Source organism: Priestia sp. RMT2NF4 (genome assembly GCF_047872835.1).
Lineage (GTDB): Bacteria > Bacillota > Bacilli > Bacillales > Bacillaceae_H > Priestia > Priestia zanthoxyli.
The window spans coordinates 520,586-543,160 of the sequence record NZ_JBLQZO010000001.1; the positions used below are offsets into that span (position 1 = coordinate 520,586).

At 40.1% G+C, this 22,575-nt stretch carries 23 protein-coding genes and 1 riboswitch; of the genes, 20 read left to right on the top strand and 3 right to left on the bottom strand.

Features of this window, described 5'->3' with window-relative positions:
• Nucleotides 1-130: 130 nt before the first annotated feature.
• The 3 genes from ACMX9J_RS02595 to ACMX9J_RS02605 all read right to left on the bottom strand — a co-directional run bounded on the left by ACMX9J_RS02595 (nt 131) and on the right by ACMX9J_RS02605 (nt 3,672).
• Nucleotides 131-1,393: a dicarboxylate/amino acid:cation symporter gene (locus ACMX9J_RS02595; RefSeq protein ID WP_416225382.1), complete on the bottom strand. Its 1,263-nt coding sequence runs from the start codon at nt 1,391-1,393 to the stop codon at nt 131-133.
• Between the two features lie 50 nt (nt 1,394-1,443).
• Complete coding sequence (gene lysA, locus ACMX9J_RS02600) at nt 1,444-2,772, bottom strand: diaminopimelate decarboxylase (protein WP_014460106.1); 1,329 nt, start codon at nt 2,770-2,772, stop codon at nt 1,444-1,446.
• 138 nt (nt 2,773-2,910) lie between these two features.
• A riboswitch (Lysine riboswitch) is annotated at nt 2,911-3,093 on the bottom strand.
• 66 nt (nt 3,094-3,159) lie between these two features.
• Entirely contained in the window at nt 3,160-3,672 is a 513-nt protein-coding gene (locus tag ACMX9J_RS02605; RefSeq protein ID WP_028413355.1) for a CBO0543 family protein, read from the bottom strand.
• Nucleotides 3,673-4,010: 338 nt separating this feature from the next.
• Between ACMX9J_RS02605 and ACMX9J_RS02610 the strand changes: the two genes are divergently transcribed.
• The 20 genes from ACMX9J_RS02610 to ACMX9J_RS02705 all read left to right on the top strand — a co-directional run bounded on the left by ACMX9J_RS02610 (nt 4,011) and on the right by ACMX9J_RS02705 (nt 22,431).
• Nucleotides 4,011-5,129, top strand: coding sequence for an NAD(P)/FAD-dependent oxidoreductase (locus ACMX9J_RS02610; protein WP_033578972.1), 1,119 nt, complete (start codon nt 4,011-4,013; stop codon nt 5,127-5,129).
• A 73-nt stretch (nt 5,130-5,202) separates the two neighbouring features.
• Nucleotides 5,203-5,517, top strand: a complete 315-nt coding sequence (locus ACMX9J_RS02615) for a YckD family protein (protein WP_047750976.1) — start codon at nt 5,203-5,205, stop codon at nt 5,515-5,517.
• 161 nt (nt 5,518-5,678) lie between these two features.
• Nucleotides 5,679-7,403 carry a PAS domain S-box protein gene (locus tag ACMX9J_RS02620; RefSeq protein ID WP_033578973.1) on the top strand — a complete coding sequence of 575 codons (1,725 nt, stop codon included), beginning with the start codon at nt 5,679-5,681 and terminating at the stop codon, nt 7,401-7,403.
• Nucleotides 7,404-7,489: 86 nt separating this feature from the next.
• On the top strand, nt 7,490-7,753 hold the full coding sequence (locus ACMX9J_RS02625) for a DUF1292 domain-containing protein (RefSeq protein ID WP_013057050.1): 264 nt from the start codon (nt 7,490-7,492) through the stop codon (nt 7,751-7,753).
• A gap of 152 nt (nt 7,754-7,905) precedes the next feature.
• Nucleotides 7,906-9,150 carry an acyl-CoA dehydrogenase gene (locus tag ACMX9J_RS02630; RefSeq protein WP_328171572.1) on the top strand — a complete coding sequence of 415 codons (1,245 nt, stop codon included), beginning with the start codon at nt 7,906-7,908 and terminating at the stop codon, nt 9,148-9,150.
• Nucleotides 9,128-9,901 carry an SDR family oxidoreductase gene (locus ACMX9J_RS02635; RefSeq protein ID WP_416225383.1) on the top strand — a complete coding sequence of 258 codons (774 nt, stop codon included), beginning with the start codon at nt 9,128-9,130 and terminating at the stop codon, nt 9,899-9,901. Before ACMX9J_RS02630 ends, ACMX9J_RS02635 begins: the two co-directional genes overlap by 23 nt.
• Before the next feature lie 19 nt (nt 9,902-9,920).
• Complete coding sequence (locus tag ACMX9J_RS02640; protein WP_182029626.1) at nt 9,921-11,537, top strand: long-chain-fatty-acid--CoA ligase; 1,617 nt, start codon at nt 9,921-9,923, stop codon at nt 11,535-11,537.
• Between the two features lie 90 nt (nt 11,538-11,627).
• The gene (locus ACMX9J_RS02645) at nt 11,628-12,194 is read left to right on the top strand and encodes a TetR/AcrR family transcriptional regulator (RefSeq protein ID WP_028413348.1); all 567 of its coding nucleotides are present in this window, start codon (nt 11,628-11,630) and stop codon (nt 12,192-12,194) included.
• A gap of 80 nt (nt 12,195-12,274) precedes the next feature.
• Entirely contained in the window at nt 12,275-13,159 is an 885-nt protein-coding gene (locus tag ACMX9J_RS02650; RefSeq protein ID WP_033578977.1) for a 3-hydroxyacyl-CoA dehydrogenase family protein, read from the top strand.
• On the top strand, nt 13,156-13,938 hold the full coding sequence (locus tag ACMX9J_RS02655) for an enoyl-CoA hydratase (protein ID WP_028413346.1): 783 nt from the start codon (nt 13,156-13,158) through the stop codon (nt 13,936-13,938). Before ACMX9J_RS02650 ends, ACMX9J_RS02655 begins: the two co-directional genes overlap by 4 nt.
• Nucleotides 13,939-13,952: 14 nt before the next feature.
• Nucleotides 13,953-14,354 (top strand): acyl-CoA thioesterase, encoded by a 402-nt coding sequence (locus ACMX9J_RS02660; protein ID WP_048020916.1) that lies wholly within the window; start codon nt 13,953-13,955, stop codon nt 14,352-14,354.
• Nucleotides 14,355-14,379: 25 nt separating this feature from the next.
• Nucleotides 14,380-15,438, top strand: coding sequence for a phosphotransferase family protein (locus ACMX9J_RS02665; protein ID WP_182029628.1), 1,059 nt, complete (start codon nt 14,380-14,382; stop codon nt 15,436-15,438).
• Nucleotides 15,435-16,178, top strand: a complete 744-nt coding sequence (locus ACMX9J_RS02670; protein ID WP_311264512.1) for a 2-phosphosulfolactate phosphatase — start codon at nt 15,435-15,437, stop codon at nt 16,176-16,178. The genes ACMX9J_RS02665 and ACMX9J_RS02670 overlap by 4 nt, the downstream gene beginning before the upstream one ends.
• On the top strand, nt 16,166-17,944 hold the full coding sequence (locus ACMX9J_RS02675) for an acyl-CoA dehydrogenase family protein (RefSeq protein WP_325076844.1): 1,779 nt from the start codon (nt 16,166-16,168) through the stop codon (nt 17,942-17,944). The genes ACMX9J_RS02670 and ACMX9J_RS02675 overlap by 13 nt, the downstream gene beginning before the upstream one ends.
• A gap of 14 nt (nt 17,945-17,958) precedes the next feature.
• Complete coding sequence (locus ACMX9J_RS02680) at nt 17,959-18,720, top strand: SDR family NAD(P)-dependent oxidoreductase (RefSeq protein WP_048021471.1); 762 nt, start codon at nt 17,959-17,961, stop codon at nt 18,718-18,720.
• A gap of 29 nt (nt 18,721-18,749) precedes the next feature.
• Nucleotides 18,750-19,523: an enoyl-CoA hydratase/isomerase family protein gene (locus ACMX9J_RS02685; RefSeq protein ID WP_028413341.1), complete on the top strand. Its 774-nt coding sequence runs from the start codon at nt 18,750-18,752 to the stop codon at nt 19,521-19,523.
• A 16-nt stretch (nt 19,524-19,539) separates the two neighbouring features.
• Nucleotides 19,540-20,523 (top strand): quinone oxidoreductase family protein, encoded by a 984-nt coding sequence (locus ACMX9J_RS02690; protein ID WP_274863890.1) that lies wholly within the window; start codon nt 19,540-19,542, stop codon nt 20,521-20,523.
• A 193-nt stretch (nt 20,524-20,716) separates the two neighbouring features.
• Nucleotides 20,717-21,601 (top strand): pyridoxal 5'-phosphate synthase lyase subunit PdxS, encoded by an 885-nt coding sequence (gene pdxS, locus ACMX9J_RS02695; protein WP_014460089.1) that lies wholly within the window; start codon nt 20,717-20,719, stop codon nt 21,599-21,601.
• A gap of 37 nt (nt 21,602-21,638) precedes the next feature.
• A complete protein-coding gene (locus ACMX9J_RS02700; protein ID WP_013057065.1) occupies nt 21,639-21,887 on the top strand; it encodes a ferredoxin in 249 nt (82 codons plus the stop codon).
• 214 nt (nt 21,888-22,101) lie between these two features.
• Nucleotides 22,102-22,431, top strand: coding sequence for a DUF3870 domain-containing protein (locus ACMX9J_RS02705; protein ID WP_013057066.1), 330 nt, complete (start codon nt 22,102-22,104; stop codon nt 22,429-22,431).
• Nucleotides 22,432-22,575 lie beyond the last annotated feature (144 nt).

Below are 22,575 nucleotides of genomic sequence, written 5' to 3' on the forward strand. Positions count from 1 at the left end.
ACCTCCAGTCCGGTTATGAAACATACCTATAGAATGTGCGTATTTACAAACTTTATACACGGCTATCGATATTACTGCACACGAAAAAAGCAAAGGGAGAGTCACTAAGACTGTTCCCTTTGCTTTTTTACTAGGCGACTTTATCGGTGGTGATAATTTTGTTAATCCAGTCTTTTCCTTCTGTAAACCTTGTAACAAGCATCGCTGTTACTGTATTTCCCGTACTGTTTAAGAGCGTAGCAGGGGCGTCAATAATTGTGGAAATGACCGCAATGATGGGCAGAACTTCTGGCGAAAATCCGTAAATTGTAATGATTAACATTTCGCCAATCATACCGCCTCCAGGAATTGCTCCCATTACGGCTCCAACTAAAAAGGCTACGCCTAATATGCTCAAAATACTCGTAGCAGACGTCATATCTTTGCCGAACAAACTGAATAAGAAAACAATTTTTAGAATACCACCGATAACAGAACCATCTTTATGGGTGTTTGCTCCTAATGGAATCACTGTTTCAGCAATATCCAGCGGCACACCCATTTTCTTTGTTGCGTCTAAATTGACTGGAATAGATGCCGCGGAAGAACAGGTAGCAATAGCAGTGATAGAAGGAGCAGCTGCATTTTTCCAAAACAGCTTAATTCCTGCTTTACCGCCAGCAATCCATGCGTATAGCGTAAAGAAGCCAAAATAGTAAACGATTGCAATTAATAAATAAAGAATAAATGCTCTAGCATACCCTTGCAAGATCTTTGGTCCAAGTTCTCCTACTATAGTAGCAAAATAGCACCCTAAACCAATTGGAGCATAGTACATGACAATTTTAACGACTTTCATCGATACTTCTTGACCCGAAGTCAGAAATTTCGCCATAGGCTGTCCTTTTTCACCAGCCATCGTGGTAGCAATACCGAAGATAACGGCAAAGACAATTAATTGTAAAATATGCTCTTTCGAAAATAACTGAACAAAATCAGGTACAGTAAATGTACTAACAAGCTGATTTAAAAGCGTCATTTTTTCAGCTGTATTTTCACTGTCACCCATTAATTCTTTAATTGCAGAAGTATCTACGTTGTGCAGCGGATTGTAAAGTGATGCGCCTAAAAAGCCTAGAACGGCTGAAACAGCAGCAGTGGCGACAAACACAACGGCGATACCTAGCATAATTTTACCAAGACGTTTCATTTCGTTCATGTTTGCGATCGCCGAAGCCACACTAAAAAAGACAAGGGGAACGATAATCATGAACATTAAATTAAGAAACAAATCACCAAAGGGCTTTACGACTGCCACATCGGGCCCGATAGCATATCCTGCTATCCCGCCAATTAAAATAGCGAGAAGCAGAATAAGCGATGATCTGTACGTTTTAAATACACTTAAAACCATATAGATTTCCTCCAAACAACAATAGCTTCTTTACTACGCAAGAACAGCTATCATTTGCTCATTGCATACGTAGTAACGACTGGCTTTACATCTTTACGCACCAAATCTTCGTATGTTTCTCGCTCTACAGCAAGACGAGCTTCTCCATTTTTCACAAATACAACAGCAGGGCGCGGAATACGGTTGTAATTGCTAGCCATTGAATAGTTGTAGGCACCTGTAGAGGATACTGCTAGTAAATCTCCTTGATTAACGCGCGGTAAATCGATATCCCAAATAAGCATATCTCCTGATTCACAGCATTTCCCCGCAATTGATACTGTTTCATCTTTTTTATCCGTCACTCTATTAGCCAAGACAGCTTCATGTTTTGCATCGTAAAGAGCAGGACGGATATTATCGGTCATACCGCCATCAATTCCTACGTATTTGCGTACACCTGGAATCTCCTTCGTTGAGCCGATTGTATAAAGCGTTGTACCTGCTTCTCCTACGATGCTTCTTCCAGGCTCAATCCAGACTTCCGGAAGGGTATAATTCTGTTCAGTTAACGTGCGGCTTAGCTTTTCTGTCAGTGCATCTACATAATACTCAACTGGAAGTGGAGAGTCGCTTTCGGTATAACGAATACCAAAACCACCACCTACGTTTAAAACTTTTACTTCAAATTCCATTTTATCACGAATACTGAATAAGAAATCAGTTAAAATATCAATGGCGCGAGAAAAACCATCTACTTCAAAAATTTGCGAACCAATATGACAATGAATGCCTAAAAGATCGTAGTAAGGCTTTTCTAATGCAGAACTTACCGCTTTCATAGCCTGGTCATTGGAAAGACCAAATCCAAACTTGGAGTCTTCCTGTCCGGTCATAATATACTCATGTGTGTGGGCTTCAATCCCTGGAGTAACACGCAGAAGAATAGATGCTTTCTGTTTGCGCTCAGCTGCTAAGGCATGTAAAACTTCAAGTTCGGTAAAGTTATCCACAACAAAACAGCCAATATTCGCATCAAGAGCCATTTCAATTTCTTCAATCGTTTTGTTATTTCCGTGAAAATGAATGCGTTCAGCTGGATATCCCGCTTCAAGAGCTGTAAATAATTCGCCTCCTGAGACCACATCTAATGACATATCAAGCTTCGTTAAAAGGCTAGCCATTTCCATACAAAGAAACGCTTTCCCTGCATAGGCGATTTGATATGAAAATCCGCTTCTTTGAAAGGCTGAATGGAAGGCCTTGCATTTCGTCTCAATTAATTCTTGATCGTAGATGTATAGGGGAGTGCCGTATTGTTTTTTCAGTTCGACCGTATCGCACTGCCCAATTTCTAAATGATTGCTGCTGTTAATTTTACTCGTTCCATGTAAGTACATAATCCGTATCCCTCCATTTAAATCATTCAACTATAACTTTGATGGTCAGTAGAAAAACACAAAAAAGACCCGTGAAGTGATGTTCACGCGTCTTGGTTTCATAATAATAAAGTATTATTACATTCTAGGCATCAACATCTCTTCAATAGCTCTCCACAAACCAAGTGGTTTGTGACAGCTCAGCATTTATTCAATACTGAACCAGTATATGAACACAATGGATGTTTATATACTTCGGCACGAAATCCCTTTTACTTATCTTCACAGACTCCATTAGTCTCCAATAAGTGACTCTTGATTTCATGCACCTCTATTCTCAGAGAGGAAAATTATATTTAAATGTAACTCCTATTATATTTCCTTTTCCTCTGTCTAGTCAATGAAAAGTTAAGGCATAGGAATATCAAAGAAGATAAATAAAAAAGCTATGAAGCTTCCAGATAGAATCCAAGCAGCCAGCGCTGTCTTCTGATGAATGATTAAAAGTGAGAACGTGACAATATTGAAGAGAAAAGAACATAGCAGCGACCATCCATAATGATGAGTGATACTGTGATTAACATAAGCAATGAACTCAATCACAGTAAATAAAAGCGCCCATAAAAGAATCCACCACAGCCGGCCGCTTACATGCAGCGGCAGCCTTCCTAAAAAAACCGGTATAACAAACGGATAAATAATTAAGGTTATTCCAAGAGAAACCATTAGGTGATCGGGTAGAAAAAGATGATCAATACCAACAGGGTGAAATACCCATACGCGGTGATGAAACAGCAGCACTTCATAAAGCAAATTCCCCGTGACCCAAAACAGCAAAGTAGGGTAGTATTCTTGATACCTTCGCCACTTGCCAAATAGTAAACCAAGAATGATAAAAAATAATACAAATGAAGATTGCATACGCTCTCCTTAAAATAACGGTTATTTCTTTTTATTTACATATTATAGTGGTTTTATTCTTTCATTTTTTTATTCAGCACCTATAATAGAAAAGCCGTAAGCCACAGCGTTAAAGACGTACTACCACTATTTATGGCTTTCTTCACCCTGTTATAATCTTGGTAAAAGAACTTCTACCGCTTTTGTTTACGAGACGAAAGGAGCTATATGTCAAAGTCAGCAAGGCTTAAAAATAAGCTTAAAATAGCTTCGCCTAGTATGTGACTTCTTTTTTTGCTATGCTAAAATTGCATACATATAGCATGAGAATACTAGAAGAAAGAAAAGGGTGTTTTGGTATGAAAACATACATCGTAGTTGGAGCTGGGGTACTTGGAGCTTCTACGGCATATCATTTAGCAAAAGCAGGAGCAGATGTGACATTGATAGATCGCAAGGATGCTGGTCAAGCTACTGATGCAGCAGCAGGAATTGTTTGTCCATGGCTTTCGCAGCGTCGAAATAAAGCATGGTACCGCTTAGCAAAAGGCGGCGCCAAGTACTATCAAACATTAATTCAGCAATTAGAAGAAGATGGAGAAACGGATACGGGATATAAGCGAGTAGGAGCAATTAGTTTACACACTGATGAACAAAAGCTTAAAAAAATGGAAGAACGAGCATATAAGCGTCGGGAAGAAGCCCCCGAAATAGGCGAGATTACACGTTTATCCGCTAAAGAAACACAGGCTTTGTTTCCGGCTCTTTCGGAAGAATACAGTTCAGTTCATATTAGTGGAGCCGCTCGCGTTAACGGAAGAGCTCTTCGAAACGCACTTGTGAATGCAGCGAAGAAAAACGGTGCAAAAATAATAGAAGGAAACGCAGAACTACTTTATGAAAATAATCAAGTAACGGGCGTTGCCGTAAATGGACAAACCCTTCTAGCAAGTACAACAATCGTGACAGCAGGAGCGTGGGCAAATCAATTACTAGAGCCTCTTGGAGTGAAATTTTTAGCAAGCTTTCAAAAAGCGCAAATTGTCCACTTGCATCTTCCTGATTTAGATACAAAAGACTGGCCCGTTGTAATGCCTCCAAGCGACCAATATATTCTTTCGTTTGAACAAGGTCAAATTGTCATAGGAGCAACACATGAAAACGACACGGGTTATGACTTGAGAGTAACGGCTGGGGGGCTTCATGAAATTTTTTCAAAGGCCTTATTAATTGCTCCTGGCTTAACAGAAAGCACAGTCTTAGAAACAAGGGTAGGGTTTCGACCATTTACTCCAGGCTTCTTGCCAGTCATCGGGGCTCTTCCAGCTTACGAAGGAATACTAGTAGCGAATGGTCTCGGAGCTTCAGGCTTAACGTCGGGTCCTTATCTTGGTTCAGAGCTTGCTAAATTAGCACTTGAAATGGAAATGGAAATTGATCTTAGCGATTATGATGTAAGAGGAGCTATTGAGTCCTAAGCAAATGGAATGAATGAAAACAAATAGAAGTTCGCAAACTATAACTACTATATGATGAAAGGAAGTAGATTGTTTGCGAAAGGTTATGATAAGTGCAGCAGCAGCTTTTTTATTTATGAGCGGGACGCCTGTATTAGCGGAAAACAATCCTCAGCCAGAAACAAAAGACGTGCAGCTGACGTCTCAGCAAAAGCAGGAATTATCCGTTCTGTACAAAGAAATGTTCGAAAAAAAGAAAGAAATACTTTCAAAATATGTGGAGTACGGCGTGCTAAGCAAAACGGAGAGTCAAAACATTTCTTCACATATGGAAAATCGCTATCAGCATATGGAGAAAAATGGGTTTGTTCCGAAGCGGCACTGTCATAAAATGAATCATTCAAAGTAATTCCTATTCACATAAAAAAGCGCCTATACAGGCGCTTTTTTTATGTGAATGAATGGAAAATATCTGCTTCTTTATCTAGTAAATTTTAAACGCCTCATGTAAAATTAAGAGAATGAGAACGATTAGGAAAGATGCTAGTGAGGGGTAGGTAAATATGAACGATGAACGAAAATAAAAAAATAGTCCGATTACATGCAGAAAATCATTCAGCTGAGGCTCTAGGAATCATATTTGCTTACAAACAAAAAGGTGACCACCTTGTTTACAGTATGTATCAAGGAGAAAGCGTTTCTGAGCAAAAAATACCTCTAGAAGAATGGGTCTCGTATGAGCATTTTTTCGAAGCGCTAAATAAAAAGAAAACGCTTATGTACGAGCTTCAAATAAATGATAAACGCTATGTAGTAAACTTAACCCCTTTATCTTACACAGAAAAGCCTGAAATTATGGGACATTGCGTGAATATAACTAGTTATCAAGAGAAAAAAGAACAGATTCAACCTTTTATTTATCATAACGCAGATGCTGTTGCTATCGTTGACTTAGAGGGTAAAACGCTTCAAGTGAACCCTGCGTTTGAGAATACATTTGGCTGGACGTTTGAAGAAATTCATCAAAAGCCTCTTCCGATTATACCTTCGTTTTTAAAGGAGCCCGTGTGCGAACTTCACAAGACTATTCAATCAGGGGAATCGAAAACGGAATTTGAGACGGTAAGACAGCATAAAGACGGGCATTTAATTAATGTAAGCGTCACACTATTTCGCGTTGAAAATATGAATGATTGGCCGTTATGCATTGCGTTTGTCTATCGAGATATAACATCGCGCAAGCAGGATGAGACGGCTTTAAAAGAAAGCGAACAGCGCTACCGAAGTTTGATTGAGTTATCCCCGGAAGCAATTATCGTTCATAGTGAAGGTAAAATTGATTATATCAACCCTGCAGGAGCTAAAGCACTAGGATACAAGAATCCTCAAGATGTATTAGGAGCTTGTGTTTATCAGTTTGTTCACCCTGATTACTATGATGTTGTAAAACAGCGAATTTATCGAATGAAAACAGAAAATAAATCTGTGGATCTGCAGGAAGAAAAGTTTATTCATAAAGACGGTCATACGATTGATGCCGAAACCATTGCCTTTCCTATTCCCTATATGGGAAAGCAGGCCATTCAAGTTTTGTTTCGTGATATTACAGAACGTAAAAAAACTGAAAAATTGCTGCGTGAATCCGCTCAGCTTTCCTTAGTCGGACAGTTAGCAGCGGGTATCGCTCACGAAATCAGAAACCCTCTAACAGCGGTAAAAGGATTTATGCAGTTATTAGAAGAAACGAGCGGTCAGCCTTACTATGTAGAAATGATAAATCATGAGTTAGATAGAATCGAATTGATTGCCGACGAGTTCTTGAGTCTTGCAAAGCCTCAGGCGAAAACCTACAAAGACAAACACGTCCAAGATATCTTAGAGAACACGTTAAAGCTAGCTGAGGTGCAGGGGATTACAGAGAAAATTCACGTAAAAAAAGAGATTGATCTTCATCTTCCTCTCGTATTATGCGAAGAAAACCAGTTAAAACAGGTCTTTAGCAATATATTTAAAAATGCCGTCGAATCTATGCCAAGTGGAGGAACTGTAACGATTCAACTAAAAAGATTTAATCAGGAGAACCTTGTTGTCCGGTTTAGCGACGAGGGGCCAGGCATCACGCAGGAACGAATGCAGCATTTAGGAAAACCTTTTTATAGTACGAAAGAGAAAGGAACGGGGCTTGGACTGATGGTGTGCTATAAGATCATTCGAGAACATAGAGGAGAAATTAACTTTGTAAGTGAACTTGGAAAAGGAACTACCGTAGACATTCTTTTGCCTTTTAAAAAGTAGATTCTACTTTTATAAGCATGAAACCTTTTCTAAAGGGGAATACATGTTAGTGAACGAATAATGAGGTTAAAATAGGAGGGAATACGATGGAACGTATTGAAACGGGAGAGATTTTTACAATTTTAGATGAAAATGATCAAGAGCAAGATATTGAAGTGCTTGGAAAAATGACGATTGAAGGCCACGATTATATTGCCGTTGCGTTTGTGGAAGAAGTTTTAATTGAAACAGAAGAAGAAATTGATGTTTTCTTTTTAAAAATTGAAGATGATGGTGAATGGTCTTCAATTGAAGATGATGATGAGTTTGAAAAAGTATCAGCCGTATTTGAGGAAATGACATCCGCGTAAAAAGAGAGGTTACAACCTCTCTTTTTTTTATTTCTAAATAATATAATATTTAGAATTTTTCTAAAAATATCTTGCTGAATTATTTCCCTTCATTTATGATGAATATGTAACATACCAACCGGTTAGTAAGTAAATGAAAGCGAGGGACTACCGTGTATTTTTTTTACTCTGACAAAGTAGTGAAGCTGCAAAAAGAATTGAGCTCTTTTATGGAAGAGCATATTTATCCAAATGAACGGCTATACGAACAACAGCTGAATGAACAGCCATCTAGATGGTCAGCTGTTCCTCCAATCATGGAAGAGTTAAAAGAAAAAGCAAAGCGAGCTGGGCTATGGAACTTATTTTTGCCAGAAAGCGAATACGGAGCAGGTCTAACAAATGTAGAATACGCTCCTCTTTGCGAAATTATGGGCCGTTCTATTATTGGACCAGAAGCTTTTAACTGCGGAGCTCCTGACACTGGCAATATGGAAGTGCTGGTTCGATACGGAACGCCTGAACAGAAAGAAAAATGGCTAAAGCCTCTGTTAAATGGAGACATTCGCTCCTGCTTTTCTATGACAGAACCGGATGTAGGTTCTTCTGATGCCACAAACATTCAGTGCAGTATTGTAAGAGAAGGCGATGAATATGTAATCAATGGAAGAAAATGGTGGTCTTCAGGTGCGGGAGATCCTCGCTGCAAAATTGCTATTGTCATGGGAAAAAGCGATTTTAACGCATCTAAATATGAACAGCAGTCTATGATTCTAGTTCCATTAAATACTCCGGGAGTTAAAATTGAACGAATGCTGCCAGTCTTTGGATACGATCACGCTCCTCATGGACATGCTGAAATTCATTATGACAATGTGCGTGTGCCAGCATCCAATATGCTTTTAGGCGAAGGAAAAGGGTTTGCTATTGCTCAAGGTAGATTAGGGCCTGGACGTATTCATCACTGCATGCGTCTAATAGGAGCAGCTGAAAGAGCGCTCGAAGAATTATGTAAGCGTATTCAAAGTCGTTCTACATTTAATAAGGTGCTTTCTCAGCAAGGGGTTATTCAAGAATGGGTGGCAGAATCGCGTATTGAAATTGAGCAAGCTCGCTTATTAACATTAAAAGCTGCTTATATGATGGACACAGTTGGAAATAAAAAAGCGCGGAAAGAAATTGCCATGATTAAAGTAATAGCTCCTGCTATGGCTTTAAAAGTCATTGATCGTGCCATTCAAGCATTTGGAGCAGCAGGTGTTTCAGAAGACACGCCGCTTGCGGCACTTTGGGCAAATGCCCGCACTTTGCGCCTTGCCGATGGTCCAGACGAAGTGCACAAAGCACAGCTTGCAAGACTTGAGCTAAAATCCTATCAAGAACAGGAGGCAACCTATGCACATAAAGGATCTATTTGATTTAACTGGAAAGACAGCTATTATTACCGGAGGAGGCAGAGGATTAGGAGAGCAAATGGCAGAAGGGCTTGCAGAGGCAGGGGCAAATATTGTTCTATGCTCAAGAAAAAAAGAAGCATGTCAGCAAGTGGCTGATCGATTGGCCACCATAGGCGTAAAAACCCTCGCTTTAGCATGCGACATCAGTCAGCCTGAAGATATTAAAAATGTCGTGCATCAAACGATTGAAACATTTGGACGCATCGATATTTTAATTAACAACAGCGGAGCTACGTGGGGAGCTTCGGCTGAAGAAATGCCTCTTGAAGCATGGCAAAAAGTGATGAATATTAATGTGACGGGCACGTTTTTAATGTCACAAGAAGCTGGAAAAGAAATGATTAAACAAAAAGCTGGTAAGATTATTAACATTGCTTCAATTGCGGGTCTTGGAGGAACGGACCCTCAGTATATGGATACAATCGGGTACAACACGAGTAAAGGAGCGGTCATTACGTTCACGAAAGATTTAGCTGTCAAATGGGGACAGCATAATATTCAAGTTAATGCAATTGCGCCGGGATTTTTTCCTACTAAAATGTCAGGTGCGATTATGGAACAAGGAAAAGATTATTTTCTAAGTCAAACCCCTTTAAAACGCTTTGGCTCCGAAGCTGATTTAAAAGGAGCGGCTGTTTTTCTTGCTTCTGCAGCGTCTAATTATATTACGGGCGATATTCTGACAGTAGACGGTGGAGTTCATGCTATGTGAATAAGAAAGGAGTTACTCAATGGAAGACGTTAAAAAATGGTTTACACCTTATCCAGAAGCCTACACTCATGACATTCACATCGAAGATATTTCACTATTTGATATGCTGAAAGAAACAGCCGAACGTTATCCTGCTCACACAGCCACGCGCATGTATCAGCATACGTTAACGTACCAGGAGCTGTACCACTCAGTTCGCGTATTTGCAGGAGCACTGCAGAAAAAAGGGATTAAAAAAGGAGATCGTGTAGCAATTATGCTGCCAAATTGTCCGCAATATATAATAAGCTATTTTGGCATTGTAGCAGCGGGCGGCATTGTCACTCAGGTCAACCCCATGCTTGTCGAACAAGAACTAGAGCATATTTTACACGATTCCGGCGCAAAAAAAATAATTCTACTCGATGATTTCTATACGAGACTTCAAGAGATAAGGAATCGTATTGAGATAGAAGAAGCGATAACCGTCAGCTTGCAAAAACCTTTTGTTCCTACATCACCAGACCTTTCCTTCTTAGATTTTCTAACCATTAAGCATGAATTTAATCAGCCGGTCATCCATCCAGCACACGATATTGCTGTTCTTCAGTATACGGGAGGAACGACCGGACCATCTAAAGGTGCGATGCTTACACATACAAACATTTACACAAACGCAGTTCAATCATACGAAATATTTAAGCATGATATTGAATTGGGAAAAGAAAAATGCTTAACCGTTATTCCATTGTTTCACGTATTTGGCATGACTTCCTGTATGCATTTATCAATTCTTTGCGGAAATGAAATATTGCTATTGCCGCGTTTTGATTTAGAAGAAGTACTAAATACAATCAAAAAAGAGCAGCCTAGTATTTTTCCTGGAGTGCCAACTATGTATGTCGCGATTACCAATCATCCGCGGGCAGAAGAATACAATATCGAAAGTATTCGCATCTGCAACAGCGGCAGTGCGCCAATGCCTGTTGAGCTGATGAAAGAGTTCGAACGAAAAACGGGTGCTAAAGTGTTAGAAGGGTACGGCTTATCAGAAGCGTCCCCCGTTACCCATTGCAACCTGCCGTTTTGTGAACGAAAGCCAGGCACAGTCGGACTTGGCGTTCCGCAAACTGCTTATAAAATTGTAGACGTGGCTACAGGAACAAAAGAACTGCCAAGAGGAGAGCTTGGAGAAATAGTGATTAAAGGCCCTCAAGTTATGAAGGGCTATTGGAATCAGCCTGAAGAAACAGCTCACGCGCTTAGAAACGGCTGGCTGTACACAGGAGATATTGGACAGATAGACGAAGATGGGTATTTATCCATTGTTGATCGCAAAAAAGATATGATTATTGCGAGTGGTTTTAATGTGTATCCTCGAGATATTGAAGAAGTTTTATATGAGCACAGCCACATTAAAGAAGCCGTTGTCATTGGCGTTCCGCATCCTTACAGAGGAGAAACAATTAAAGCGATTTTGGTAGTGAAAGAAGGAAAATCTCTTTCTGAAGAAGAGCTTACTTCTTATTGTCGACATCATCTTGCAGCTTACAAAATTCCGCGAATCTTTGAGTTTCGCGCTGAGCTTCCTAAGACCAATGTAGGAAAAATTTTACGAAGAGCACTGCGAGAAGAAGTGGTGAAAGAAACGATGTAAAGAAGCTGAACATAAACAAACTTTTTCAAAAGCTCCCTCTAAGCCATGGTATAATTTGTGAAAATGAGAAAAGACAGAGAGGGTTTGACGATGAAAGATTTGATGATGGAACGAAGCATTCAGCTTTTTGCTCAAAAAGGTTTCAAAGAAACGTCTATTCAAGATATTGTAAATGAATTAAATGTCACAAAAGGAACGTTTTATTATTATTTTAAAAGCAAGCAAGAGCTTTTAATGGATATTCACCTTCAATATATTGAAAGATTAATAGAAAACCAAGAGACGATTCTTGCAGATAAGACAATATCTTATCCTGAAAAGCTGCACAGCATTATTTTTAAACTTGTTCATGATATTGAGAAAGAAGGTCTTCGAGCTAAAGTGTTTTTTCGAGAGATGCGTCATTTGAGTGAAGAACACTTACAGCAAATCATTCCAAAGCGCGATCGTTTTAAAGAAAACGTACAGGAAATTATTGAAAAAGGAATGGAAGCAGGGCAGTTCCGTTCAGATTTGCCTTCAGATATCGTGACGCTAGGCATATTAGGAATGACAAATTGGAGCTATTTTTGGTTTCAGCCGGATGGTGAAAAGTCAGATCGAGAAGTTGCGGCTATTTTTTATAAGATGTTAATGAAAGGTATTCAGTCACAGTAGCTGCTAGGCTGGACAGTGCTCGTAAAAGGTGGGAAAGTATAAGCTCTTTCTCTCCTTTTATATTAAAAGGAGGCTATAACATGAATAGTAAAGATATACAGCGTATTGCTGTCATTGGCGCAGGACAAATGGGACATCAAATTGGTATGCTTTGTGCACTTGGAGGATATGAAACAATTATTCAAGATATGAATGAACAATCACTCATCGAGGCGAAAAATAAGCTGGAAGCAATTATAGACAAGTGGGTTCACAAAGGCAAAATTTCCTCTGATGCTAAAGAAGCCGCATTTCAAAGGTTGTCTTTTACAAGCACATTAAAGGAAGCGGTTTCAAGTGCTGATTTTGTGATTGAAGCTGTTGTAGAAAAGTTAGATGTAAAACAAAGCGTCTTTAAAGAAATAGATGAGTACGCACCAAGTCACGCCATTTTAGCATCGAATAGTTCAACAATTGTTAACTCGCTTATTGCAAGTGCAACAAACCGTCCAGAGCAAATCGTTAACATGCATTTCTTTTTTCCTCCTCTTGTAATGGACTGCGTAGAAGTTGTGATGAGTGAAAAGACAAGTGAACAAACAGCTCAAACGACAATGGAAGTTTGCAAGCAAATTAATCGCACAGCAGTCCTTCTGAAAAAAGAAATCTCAGGTTTTATTGCCAATCGAATTTTAGGAGCGCTGCAAAAAGAAGCCGTTTTCCTTTACGAAAATGGATACGCAGATTTTGAAGACATTGATACGATTTGCAAAAAAGCGCTCAATCACCCGATCGGTCCTTTTGAATTGATGGATCTCTCAGGAATTGACGTCGGATATTTTGTGATGCAGCAGCGCTATAGCGAAACAGGGGACCCTGAGGACAAGCCAGCTGCGTGCATAGAAGAAAAAGTTCAAAAAGGCGAGCTTGGACGCAAAACAGGAAAAGGTTTTTACACATACCACACACAGGGAGTGAAGCAATGATGAAAAAATTTGTACGTATTGAAAAAGAAGAGAAAACAGCTATTGTAACCATTGATAATCCGCCTTTAAATGTAATGAGCCAGGCTGTTGTGCAGCAGCTTGAAGAAACGTATGAAGAGCTTAGTAAAGATCCTGATGTCATTACAATCATTTTAACGGGAGCGGGCGACCGGGCGTTTATGGCTGGAGCTGATATTAAAGAATTTCCACAGCTAATGGGACAAAGCGGTATTAAAGAAGAGTTTATGAAAACCCATCGTGTTTTGCAAAAACTTGAAAACATTGAAAAACCAACAATTGTCGTGTTAAACGGTTTAACGTTTGGGGGAGGGTGCGAACTTTCACTAACCGCTGATATACGCATTGCCGAAGAACATGCTCAAATCGGTCTTCCGGAAGTGAAGCTCGGATTGTTTCCCGGAGGCGGCGGAACTCAGCGTCTTCCGCGCGTAATCGGCGCATCTAAAGCTAAAGAATGGATGTTTGCCGGCAGTCCTGTTTCGGCGGAAGAAGCACTTCATGCAGGCTTTGCCAATCATGTAACGCCTAAAGGAAAAGGGCTCGAAAAAGCAAAAGAGCTGGCTAAGAAATTTAACCGTCACTCTCTTCCGTCACTTTCTCGAATTAAGGCAGCGGTAAACGAAGGAATGAATCGTACACTATCTGAAGGTCTTGAACTTGAGGCAGAGCTGTTTGAAGAAGTCTTTCAAACAGAAGATATTAAAGAAGGAGTATCAGCATTTATTGAAAAGCGTCCCGCTGTTTTTTCACATAAGTAAAGGAGGAGAAAACCATGTATGAAACACAGGTCAAAGTGCGTTTTTGCGAAACAGACGCACTCGGTCACATTAACAATACGAGCTATTTCATTTATTTAGAAGAGGCACGCATTGCTTTTTTTGAAGAAATGGGAGCATCCATGCATACAAAAAAGTGGGAGTATATTTTAGCGTCTACTAAATGTGATTTTGTTGCGCAAGGATATTTTAATCAAGTGTTAACGATTAAAACCTTTGTATCTAATGTCGGCAATAAAAGCTTTACAATTGGCCATGAAATTACCGACAGCAAGACGGGATCGCTGATTGCTAAAGGAGAAGCTGTCATCGTGTACTTTGATTTTGATGCACAAAAAAGCATTTCTATTCCAGCGGACATTAAGCAGTTTTTGATGAATTATAAAGTAGCTGTTTAACTATAAAAAAGCAGGTGGTAAAAGAATGTCACAAATCATTCCTGTACGAAAAGGAGAGGAATTAAACACGGAAAAACTGCATCAGTTTCTCCGTGTTTCGATTCCTGATTTACCTAAAGAGCCTCTTTTAATCAAGCAATTTGGATCGGGTGCGTCCAATTTAACCTACGCTCTTTCAGTCGGAGAGTGGGAGGCGGTGTTGAGACGCCCGCCATTTGGGCCAGTTGCGCCAAAAGCGCATGACATGGAAAGAGAATACAAGATTTTATCTGTTTTATCGAAATCTTTCCCTCTCGCTCCTAGGCCTAATGTGTTTTGTGAAGATGAAACGGTGGTCGGGAAACCCTTTTTTTTAATGGAGCGAAAGCACGGTGTTCTCATCGACACAGCGTTTCCAGAAGACGTGAAAGGAACTAGCGAACTTTGCCGTCGTATTTCAGAACAAATGGTAGATGTCCTTGTTCAGCTTCATGACGTTCCTTATAAAGGTACGCTCCTTGAAGAAATCAGCAAGCCTGAAGGTTTTTTAGAACGTCAAGTACACGGCTGGATTCATCGTTATGAAAAATCAAAAACAAGTGACATACCGGAAGTAGAAGCACTAAAGAAATGGTTGACCACACACATCCCCACTTCACAGCATTCAACCATTATTCACTATGATTATAAGCTTAACAATACGTTATTTTCACCGGATGGAAATAAAATTGTAGGATTATTTGACTGGGAAATGACAACCGTTGGAGACCCGCTTGCTGATTTGGGAGTGGCGATGAGCTATTGGATGGAAGACAGCGACCCTGAACTTTTAAAAAGAGGATTGGGGAACCCACCTGTTACTGTGCAAAAAAGCTTTTATTCCCGTCGAGATTTTGTGGAAGCGTATGCTAAAAAAAGCGGACGAGATGTGTCACACATTGACTTTTACCTGAAGTTTGCGTACTTCAAACTTGCTGTCATTTGTCAGCAAATTTATTACCGTTATAAAAAAGGCCAAACAAATGACAAACGGTTTTCACAATTTGGAGAGTATGTAAAAACGCTGATTATTCATGCTCTGCATACAGAACGCGGGCATATATGAAAAGAAAAGTTCACGTAATACTCAAAAAAGAAGAGCTTCTTGCCAAAAAGCTAGAAGGAAAAACGGTCGTTATATTTGACGTCTTATTGGCTACTTCAACAATTGCGGCTGCTTTACAACAAGGAGCAATAGAGGTTATTCCCGTAAAAAACGAAGAAGAAGCGCGCAATAAAGCAAAAACGTATAAGCCTGACGAAATTGCGCTTGTAGGCGAATATAGAGGGAAAACGATTGAAGGCTTTTTTGATCCAAGCCCCAGCACGATAAAGCAGCATGTTCAAGATAAAACGGTTATTTTATCCACCACTAATGGAACGGTGGCCATTCATAACGCTGAAAAAGCAAAACATGTCTATGCAGCTTCACTGTTAAACGGAGAAGCGGTTGCCAGTGCTGTTTGTCAACCAAGTCAAGATGAAACTGTTTTATTGGTTTGTTCAGGTTCATCCGATCGCTTCTGTCTAGAAGATTTATATGGAGCGGGGTACTTTATAAGCTGTCTTCTGCAACTAAAAACATTTTATTTAACGGATGCTGCAAAAGCCGCACTGCTTTTGTATAAGGCTTATGAGCATTCATCTATTGAAATATTGAAACACTCAGCCGTAGGAGAAATGCTCACTCAGTATGGCTTTCTAGACGAAATTGGCTTTGTAAGCCGGAAAAACGTCTATTCTGTAGTTCCTAAGGTAGTGAAGAAAAAGCTAGTAAACGGGGAGGAAATGATATGTCTGAAATGAAAACCGAAGCAAAAGGCGGATCATTTTTACTTAAAAAAACATCTGCGCAGCACGTCTATACACCTGAAGACTTAACGGATGAGCATCGTATGATCGCTCAGACAGCAAAGCAGTTTATTGAAAAAGAAGTCGACCCTTACCACAGTGACATTGAGCAGCAAGATTTTGATAAAGTAGTAGAATTGATGCACAAAGCAGGCGAACTCGGACTTCTTGCTCACAGTATTCCAGAAGCATATGGAGGACTAGGTCTTGATAAAGTAAGCAAAGGACTCGTCGGTGAAATCATCGGCCGGACAAGCGGATATGGAGTCGCTCATTCTAATCATACATGCATTGCGACACTTCCTATTACGTATTTTGGTACCAAAAAGCAAAAAGAAAAATACTTGCCCAAATTGGCAAGCGGTGAATATATTGGCGCCTACTGTTTGACAGAGCCAGAAGCTGGTTCTGATGCTCTTGCAGCCCAAACAAAAGCCGTATTAAATCCTGAAAAAACGCATTATGTATTAAATGGAATGAAGCAGTACATTACCAATGCTGCCTTTTCAGATACGTTCATCACATATGCAAAAGTAGACGGAGAACATTTTACCGCTTTTATTGTAGAAAAAGATTTTGAAGGACTGTCTCTCGGGCCAGAAGAAAAGAAAATGGGGATTAAAGGGTCGTCTACTCGCCCGGTTATTTATGAAGATTGTTTAGTACCCGTAGAAAACGTACTTGGACAAGTAGGAAGAGGTCACTTAATTGCGCTGAACGTCTTAAACCTTGGACGTTTTAACTTAGGTTCTGCATGTATGGGCGCAGCGAAATATGCGTTTGAACTTGCTTTAGGTTATACAAAAGAACGCAAGCAGTTTAAAACAGCTATTGCGGAATTTAACGCTTCAAAAGAAAAAATAGCAAAAATGGCGGCTCGTATTTTTGCATCTGAATCTATCCAGTACCGTACAGCTGGTTTACTAGAAGAGGCGCTTGGTGGACTATATGAAAGTGAAAATCATAAGTTAGTAGCTAAACAGCTGGCTGAATTTGCAATGGAATGTTCAGTGTGTAAAGTGTATGGATCGGAAACTCTTGATTTAATTGCCGATGAATCGCTGCAGCTTCATGGCGGAGCAGGATTTATTCAAGAATATAAAATTGAACAAGTATACCGTGACTCACGCATCAATCGTATTTTTGAAGGTACAAATGAAATCAACCGCCTTTTGCTTCCAACTCAGCTTCTAAAAAAAGCAGGCAAAGGAGAAATAGAGCTGAACAAACGAGTAGAACATGCCGTTAGTGAATTGATGAGCGGTCAGTGGGAAATATCTTCAAATGAACTTCTAGCACGAGAAAAGCAGGCTGTTATTACAACAAGACATTTATTTCTTGCATTGTTAGGAACAGCATTCCAAACGTTTCAGACAAATCTAGCGCAAGAACAAGAAACGCTGATGAAACTAGCAGAAATTGCTATTGGGCTATTCGCTATGGAGTCATCTGTGCTGCGCGTGGAAAAAGCTGTAACCAGAAATGGAGAAGAAAAAGAAACGTTAAAAAGCAAGCTCACAGCAACAGTTGTTAGTGAAACGCTCTTTGAAATTGAAAAGCAGGCTCGACAATTAATAAACGGGATGTTAACGGATGAAAAACACCGACAGTACCGCACAATTCTTGGAAAATGGATGAATGATTTGCAAAGTGAAGGAGAGTTCATGCGCAATCGAGACATCGCCCGTGAATTTATCGACAGCGGACGATATGTTGTATAAGGAGGGGTATTATGATGCGTTTTGAAGGGCAAATAGCTGTTATTACAGGAGCTGGAAGCGGCATTGGAGAAGCGACCGCTCAAAGAATGGCGAAAGAAGGCGCTCGCGTCATTCTTGTCGGGCGAACGAAAGAAAAACTAATACAGGCTGCATCCGCTATTGACACACGGTGTGAACGAAAATGTACAGATATTTTCCCAGCTGACGTAACGAAAGAAGAAGACGTCAAAGAGCTTGCTGAGTTTATAAAAGAAAAGTACGGACAAATTCATTTATTAATTAATAACGCAGGCGGATCTGTTAATTCCACAATCAAAGAAACAACGCTTGAACAGTGGAAACAGGTGCAGGACGTCAATTTAACAAGCGTATTTCTTGTAACAAAACATTTGATTCCTTTTTTAACTGAAGAAATAGCAGAAAATCGCTCTATTGTTAACATCGCTTCTCTTTCAGGACATAAAGCAGGTGCGCAAATTCCCCACTATAGCGCTGCTAAAGCTGCTTTAATCAACTTTACAAAAGCAATGGCATTTGAATTAGCACCTCACGGAATCAGAGTAAACTCTGTGTCTCCTGGATTCGTAGAAACACCTTTAACACAGCCTGGACTTGAAAATGAGCGCTTCACTAAGGCAATCGAAAAAAATACAGCTTTAAAACGTGTAGGTAAACCAGATGAAATTGCAAATGTTATTGCTTTTGTAGCGTCTAAAGAGGCATCGTATATGACGGGAAGTGATTTATTAGTAGACGGCGGGTGGCTTATCGTTTAATGCAAAGCAAAGAGGAGGAAGTCGAAATTATGAGTGATTTAGTAGTAGAAAAGCAGGGGACTATTTTATCTTTAACATTAAATCGACCGGATCGTTTAAATGCATTCAGTGAGGAAATGATTGAAAAGTTAACAGCTGAAATAAAACAGGCACAAAGCGATGAGTCTATTAAAGTGGTTATATTAAATGGAGCGGGGCGCTCGTTTTCTGCCGGAGGCGATGTAAAAACGATGGGTCAAGCATCGGGAGCTGATGTTTATGAACATATCGGCCGTTTAAATGAATGTATTTTAGCGATGCAAAATCTAGAGAAGCCAATTATTTCAGCAGTTCATGGGTTTGCAGCAGGAGCTGCTTTTAATTTAGCTCTCGCTTCTGACTTTATCATCGCATCACAAGAAAGCCGATTTGTATTAAGCTTTTCTCAAGTGGGATTGATTTCAGATGGAGGAGGTCTTTACTTTCTCACAAAGGTCGTTGGCCCCCACAAAGCTAAAGAACTGCTGTTTTTAGCAGAGCCTCTGGATGCCGATACGGCTTACAAAGCCGGTTTTTTGAACCGTGTAGTGCCGTTAGATCAGTTGAAAGATGAGGTTACGTCTTTTGCAAGCCGTTTATCACAAGGGCCAACGAAAGCGTACGGAAAAATGAAAAAAATCGTCAACGATTCATTCCATTTAACGCTAGAACAAGTGCTTGAACAAGAAAGGCTAACGCAAGTTCTTATGGTAGAAACGAGGGATCATCAAGAAGGAATATCTGCATTTAAAGAAAAAAGAAAGCCACTATTTCAAGGGAAATAAGAGGGGGATATAAAAGATGAAAGCTATTCAATTCACCCAGTATGGAGGGCCTGATGTTCTGCAAGTTATCGATATTGCACGCCCTGTACCTAAAAAGAAAGATGTGCTCATTAAAGTTGCGGCAATTGGCGTTAATTATGCCGACGCTGCGCGGCGCGAAGGAGCATATGTAGTCGAAACGCCGCTGCCTTTTATTCCAGGCTCTGAAGTAGCAGGCGAAGTGGTTGAAGTAGGCGAGGATGTACAAGGGATAAAAGTAGGTACAAAAGTCGTGACACTGCTGGGATCTAATCGAGCAACAGGATACGCTGAGTACACGCTGGCAGATTCAAGAGGCCTTATTCCGTTGCCGGAGAATGTGGATTTAACACAGGCCGTTGCTTTGCCTCTTCAAGGACTAACGGCTTATCATATTTTAAAAACAATGGGTCGCCTTGAAAAAGGAGAAATCGTCATCGTTCATGCAGCAGCAGGCGGCGTCGGAACCCTAGCTGTTCAGCTTGCGAAAATTTTTGGAGCTGGAAAAGTTATTGCTACAGCGAGCTCTAAAGAAAAGCTTGAGCTTGCAAAAAATCTTGGAGCCGACGAAGTGATTAACTATACAGAAACGGGCTGGGAAAAACGGATTTTAGAAGTAACAGAAGGAAAAGGAGCCGATATTATTTTAGAAATGGTAGGAGGCCATATATTCTATGAATCTCTTCAATGTCTTGCACCATTTGGGCGCCTCGTTTTTTACGGAATGGCTAGCGGAAAATCTGTAAAGTTTAACCCTGCTCGCCTGATGGAAAAAAATCAGGCGGTTCTCGGCTTTTTCTTACCTCAAATGATGGCAAAACCAGCACTTTATCAGCAAAGCCTGCATGAGCTATTAAACTACGTGAATTCCGGTCAGTTAAAATTAATGCTGGGCGGTACATTTTCACTTGAAGAAGCAGCAGATGTACATCGTCTGCTTCAAGGAAGAAAAACGACCGGAAAATTAGTGTTAGTTCCTTAACAAAACAGCTTCCGTCTCTAATAGGGATGGAAGCTGTTTTAGTTTAAAAAATTGGCTTTCGCCTGCCAAATTTTTAAAAACCGCTTAATAATTTGGCATAAAAATCAGTACTTTTCACTAATTTCTTCTATATTTTAACACTGGCATGGAAGTTGCATAATAAGTGTTTGAACATATAAAGGAGGAATTGAATATGGTGAGAAATGGAACGGACCGCGTGAAGCGGGGAATGGCAGAAATGCAAAAAGGCGGCGTTATCATGGACGTGATCAATGCAGAACAGGCAAAAATTGCAGAGGCAGCAGGCGCTGTTGCTGTTATGGCATTGGAGCGTGTTCCAGCTGATATTCGTGCAGCAGGCGGCGTGTCTCGTATGGCAGACCCAACAATTGTTGAAGAAGTGATGAACGCTGTGTCCATTCCAGTTATGGCAAAAGCTCGTATTGGCCATATTGTTGAAGCACGCGTGCTAGAAGCAATGGGTGTAGACTACATTGATGAAAGTGAAGTACTTACTCCAGCTGATGAGGAATATCACCTTAACAAAAGTACATTTACGGTTCCATTTGTATGCGGATGCCGTGATTTAGGGGAAGCAGCAAGACGAATTGGTGAAGGTGCTTCGATGCTTCGTACAAAAGGCGAACCAGGAACAGGAAATATCGTGGAAGCAGTGCGTCATATGCGCCAAGTCAACGCTCAAGTACGTAAAGTTGTGGGCATGGACGAAGATGAGCTAATGACAGAAGCCAAACTATTAGGCGCGCCTTATGAGTTATTACTGCAAATTAAACGTGAAGGTCGCCTACCAGTTGTAAACTTTGCAGCGGGCGGCGTAGCAACACCAGCGGACGCAGCGTTAATGATGCAGCTTGGAGCAGACGGCGTGTTCGTTGGTTCAGGAATCTTTAAATCCGACAACCCTGAAAAATTTGCTCGAGCAATCGTGGAAGCAACAACGCATTATCAAGACTATGAACTGATTGCAAGCTTGTCAAAAGGGCTAGGAAGTGCAATGAAAGGAATTGAAATTTCATCATTATTACCAGAAAATCGTATGCAAGAACGCGGCTGGTAATAAGTAATAACTTTTAAACTTAGTTAGGAGAATGATCATGGGGAAATATACGATAGTCGATAAAGAAACGTGTATTGCGTGCGGCGCATGCGGAGCTGCGGCACCTGATATTTATGATTATGATGATGAAGGAATTGCGTTCGTTATCCTTGATGATAATCAAGGCACTGTTGAAGTGCCCCAAGAGTTAGAAGACGATTTAATAGATGCGTTTGAAGGCTGCCCAACAGAGTCCATCCGTATAGCAGATGAAAAGTTTGATGGAGATTCGAATAAATTTCAATAAAGCCGAATAAATAAAAAAATAGAAAGTTTTTTTAAAAGAAAAGAAGGATTTTGTCTAGAAAAGGCGAAATATTAGTTGTGTAAGAACATATCTTTTTAAAAATGAAAGCACTTACATAACTAAAAGCATATGAGTTAGTCTCATTTGACCTTTCAGAATTATTAGTGTAAATGTGCGGAGTAATTAAATAGTTTTTAAAAGGAGATTAAGGGGCATGCAAATACTGAATACAGTCATTGTGACAGGATATGCAAAAGCTCCACAGGGAACTTCCATGTATGAAATGTATAAGCATGCGGGAATTGTACTAGAAGTGGATCTGACAGAGCATAAAATTGTAAATGCTGAGTTTACGTTTATTACGGAGCTGACGCAAAATTTTTTCCGGAAGCTGCTTATTGGTTACTGCCTTGCAGATGGAATTGAACCTCTTATTGAACGTATTCAAAATTATTATTTTGCTCCATCTCAACAGGCGATTATCGTAGCGCTTCAGGCTGCAATCCAACGTTACTGGGATAATGTGAATCAAAAAATTACATAGCGTTTGGTTAGAATAAAGTGAGAAGACAACCTCTTTTCATGGTCTTATTAAAACCAAGCAGACACACACACTTTACAAAGAGTGGGGGACATCCCTTTTTCTTTGGGGAGTCATTGTGTCCTGCTTGGTTTTTTTCGTGTAAAG

Coding starts and splice junctions, on each gene's coding strand:
- ACMX9J_RS02680 (WP_048021471.1), top strand. CDS start 17,959: ATGCGTTTTGAAGGGCAAATAGCTGTTATTACAGGAGCTGGAAGCGGC.
- ACMX9J_RS02685 (WP_028413341.1), top strand. CDS start 18,750: ATGAGTGATTTAGTAGTAGAAAAGCAGGGGACTATTTTATCTTTAACA.
- ACMX9J_RS02665 (WP_182029628.1), top strand. CDS start 14,380: ATGTCACAAATCATTCCTGTACGAAAAGGAGAGGAATTAAACACGGAA.
- ACMX9J_RS02610 (WP_033578972.1), top strand. CDS start 4,011: ATGAAAACATACATCGTAGTTGGAGCTGGGGTACTTGGAGCTTCTACG.
- ACMX9J_RS02620 (WP_033578973.1), top strand. CDS start 5,679: ATGAACGAAAATAAAAAAATAGTCCGATTACATGCAGAAAATCATTCA.
- ACMX9J_RS02700 (WP_013057065.1), top strand. CDS start 21,639: ATGGGGAAATATACGATAGTCGATAAAGAAACGTGTATTGCGTGCGGC.
- ACMX9J_RS02690 (WP_274863890.1), top strand. CDS start 19,540: ATGAAAGCTATTCAATTCACCCAGTATGGAGGGCCTGATGTTCTGCAA.
- ACMX9J_RS02595 (WP_416225382.1), bottom strand. CDS start 1,393: ATGGTTTTAAGTGTATTTAAAACGTACAGATCATCGCTTATTCTGCTT.
- ACMX9J_RS02655 (WP_028413346.1), top strand. CDS start 13,156: ATGATGAAAAAATTTGTACGTATTGAAAAAGAAGAGAAAACAGCTATT.
- ACMX9J_RS02705 (WP_013057066.1), top strand. CDS start 22,102: ATGCAAATACTGAATACAGTCATTGTGACAGGATATGCAAAAGCTCCA.
- ACMX9J_RS02640 (WP_182029626.1), top strand. CDS start 9,921: ATGGAAGACGTTAAAAAATGGTTTACACCTTATCCAGAAGCCTACACT.
- ACMX9J_RS02645 (WP_028413348.1), top strand. CDS start 11,628: ATGAAAGATTTGATGATGGAACGAAGCATTCAGCTTTTTGCTCAAAAA.
- ACMX9J_RS02660 (WP_048020916.1), top strand. CDS start 13,953: ATGTATGAAACACAGGTCAAAGTGCGTTTTTGCGAAACAGACGCACTC.
- ACMX9J_RS02650 (WP_033578977.1), top strand. CDS start 12,275: ATGAATAGTAAAGATATACAGCGTATTGCTGTCATTGGCGCAGGACAA.
- ACMX9J_RS02605 (WP_028413355.1), bottom strand. CDS start 3,672: ATGCAATCTTCATTTGTATTATTTTTTATCATTCTTGGTTTACTATTT.
- lysA (WP_014460106.1), bottom strand. CDS start 2,772: ATGTACTTACATGGAACGAGTAAAATTAACAGCAGCAATCATTTAGAA.
- ACMX9J_RS02675 (WP_325076844.1), top strand. CDS start 16,166: ATGTCTGAAATGAAAACCGAAGCAAAAGGCGGATCATTTTTACTTAAA.
- ACMX9J_RS02625 (WP_013057050.1), top strand. CDS start 7,490: ATGGAACGTATTGAAACGGGAGAGATTTTTACAATTTTAGATGAAAAT.
- ACMX9J_RS02635 (WP_416225383.1), top strand. CDS start 9,128: ATGCACATAAAGGATCTATTTGATTTAACTGGAAAGACAGCTATTATT.
- pdxS (WP_014460089.1), top strand. CDS start 20,717: ATGGTGAGAAATGGAACGGACCGCGTGAAGCGGGGAATGGCAGAAATG.
- ACMX9J_RS02670 (WP_311264512.1), top strand. CDS start 15,435: ATGAAAAGAAAAGTTCACGTAATACTCAAAAAAGAAGAGCTTCTTGCC.